Below are 2,555 nucleotides of genomic sequence, written 5' to 3'. Positions count from 1 at the left end.
AACCCAAACCGCATTAGCAGTGCGGCGCCATAAACCGGACTAGGCGAAGCCTCCTCGCGACCTCTCGGCCGCCTGACGAGATTATCGCAGCGCCGCGCCGGCCGGGACAGGTCGCTCAGTCGAGCGTGGTGACGTCCAGCTCGCCGTCGGCGTAGGCCTGCCGCAGCACCTTCTTGTCGAACTTCCCGACGGAAGTCTTCGGGACCGACTCGACCACGGCCCAGCGCTCCGGCAGCCACCACTTCGCCACCCGGTCCGACAGCCACTCGCGCAGCACCTCGGGCCCGCAGTCGGCACCTTCCATCGGGACGATGCACGCCAGCGGCCGCTCGTCCCACTTCTCGTCGGGTACGCCGACGACCGCGGCCTCGAGCACGTTCGGGTGCGCCATCAACTCGACCTCGAGCTCGACCGAGGAGATCCACTCGCCGCCCGACTTGATGACGTCCTTGGAGCGGTCGGTGAGCGTGATGTAGCCCTGCGGGTCGAGCAGCCCGACGTCACCGGTCTTGAGCCAGCCGTGGTCGAACTTCTCCGGGTCGTCGTCGGCGTAGTACGCCGCGGTGACCCACGGGCCGCGGACCTGGACCTCACCGACCGCCTTGCCGTCCCGCGGCTGCACCTCACCGGAGTCGTCGACGATCCGCGCCTCGACCCCGAACAGCGTGCGCCCGGCCGTGGCGCGGTAGTCCAGCGCCCGGTCGCCGGTCACGCCGACCGGCGGGTGCGCGACCGACGCCACCGGAGACGTCTCGGTCATCCCCCAGCCCTGCACCACAGTGATCCCGAACTCCGTGCCGAAGTTCTCGATCAGCGCACGCGGCACCGCCGAGCCACCGCAGAAGATCCCGCGCATCGACGACAGGTCGCTGTCCGGGTGCTTGCGGAGGTACTGCAGCACGTCGTTCCACACCGTCGGTACGCCGGCCGAGATCGTCACCCGCTCGTCCGCGATCAGCTTCACGATCGGCTCGGCCTGCAGGAACCGGTCCGGCATGATCAGGTCGGCACCGCACATCAGGGCGGCGTACGGCGCACCCCACGCGTTGGCGTGGAACATCGGCACAATCGGCATCGTGCGGTCGGCGGCACCGAGCCCCTGGTTGTTCTCCGTGCACACTGCCATCGAGTGCAGGTAGCAGGACCGGTGGGAGTAGACGACCCCCTTGGGGTTGCCTGTCGTGCCGGAGGTGTAACACATCGCCGCGGCCGACCGTTCGTCCACGTCCTCCGGCCAGTCGTAGGACGGCGACGCGTCGGCCAGCACCTCCTCATACGACAGCACCTGCTTGCCGGCCGACTCCAGCGGCGAGTGATCCCCGTCGCCCACGACAAGCACGGTCTGCACGGTCTCGAAGCCGTCCAACACCTTGGCCAGGACCGGGATCAGCGAGGCGTCGACCATGACGACGTGGTCCTCGGCGTGGTTCGCGACGTACGTGACCTGCTCCGGGAACAGCCGGATGTTCAACGTGTGCAGCACCGCACCCATCGCGGGCACGGCGAGGTAGGCCTCGAGATGCTCGGCGTTGTTCCACATGAACGTCGCCACCCGCTGGTCGCCATCGATCCCCAGCCCACGCAGACCGTTCGCAAGCTGCGCGGCCCGCGTAGCGATCTCGGTGAACGAACGACGGCGGCGGTTGCCGCCCTCGCCCAGCGTTACTACCTCGCTGTCACCGAAGACGTCGCGGCCGAACCGCAGGATCGAACCGATCGTCAGGGGGAAGTCCTGCATCGTGCTGCGCACTCGCGTCTCCTCGGACTCGGCGGCGTACCCCCTGCATTGTGCCCTCTCCGCCTCGCTAGCGAACCGTCAGCCGGACGGACGGTGAAATGCCTGCCCCCCGGTGGTGGAACGCCTCGGACACGACCCGGTAGACGTCCACCGTCTTCGAGGTCGGGTGGATCTTGAAGGAGTACGTGCCGGTCGACGAGACCTTCCGGGTGTTCCAGACGTGCCAGGCACCGGAGTAGAAGCCCTCGCGGGTGACCGTCTCGCCGGCCCGGAACTTCTGGACCGTCCCGCTGAGCGTGACCGTCTTCCCGGCCCTCACCTTGGTCTTGGACAGCACCGCGGTGACCGCGGGACGCACGACGACCGAGGTGATCTTCGAGGCACCGCGGACCCCTGGCTTGCCGGCCCACACCACCTCGTACTCGGCCGAGAAGTTGGGCGTCAGCGTCGTGGCGATCCGGCCGTGGCCGTCCGTCTTGAGCGTGCGGACCGCGCGCCACTTGCTCGACGGGCCGCCGCGCCGGTAGACGGTGACGGTCTTGTGCTTGACGCCGTGTCCGCTGTCGTTGCGGGTCAACGTGGCCGAGTAGTTCAACGGCTTGTTGAGCGGCAGGCTCACCGTGGAAGGCGCCGACCACTCCGACAGGATGACCGGCGTGACGGCCACCGACCGCGCGGAGCTCGCTGAGCTGCCGACCTTGTTGATGGCCTTGACCGTGAACGTGTAGCTGGTGCTCGGGTCGAGGTTGGTCACGGTGGCGCTGGTGCTGGATCCCGCAACGGTCGCCGAGTGGTTGCCCGAGGACGCCGTCACGAC

General features: G+C 68.4%; 2 protein-coding genes. Both read right to left on the bottom strand.

The genetic code is table 11. From position 1 onward, the window contains the following. Window positions 1–115 precede the first annotated feature (115 nt). Window positions 116–1,750 carry a fatty acid--CoA ligase gene (locus VHW64_RS04470; RefSeq protein WP_329649308.1) on the bottom strand — a complete coding sequence of 545 codons (1,635 nt, stop codon included), beginning with the start codon at window positions 1,748–1,750 and terminating at the stop codon, window positions 116–118. A gap of 55 nt (window positions 1,751–1,805) precedes the next feature. Continuing rightward, a partial coding sequence (locus VHW64_RS04465; RefSeq protein WP_329649307.1) for a fibronectin type III domain-containing protein occupies window positions 1,806–2,555 on the bottom strand: 750 nt, incomplete at its 5' end.

This window comes from Nocardioides sp., assembly GCF_036267815.1.
Taxonomy (GTDB): domain Bacteria; phylum Actinomycetota; class Actinomycetes; order Propionibacteriales; family Nocardioidaceae; genus Nocardioides.
The sequence above is the reverse complement of the archived record's forward strand: the minus strand, read 5'-3'. Positions and strand labels throughout refer to the sequence as shown.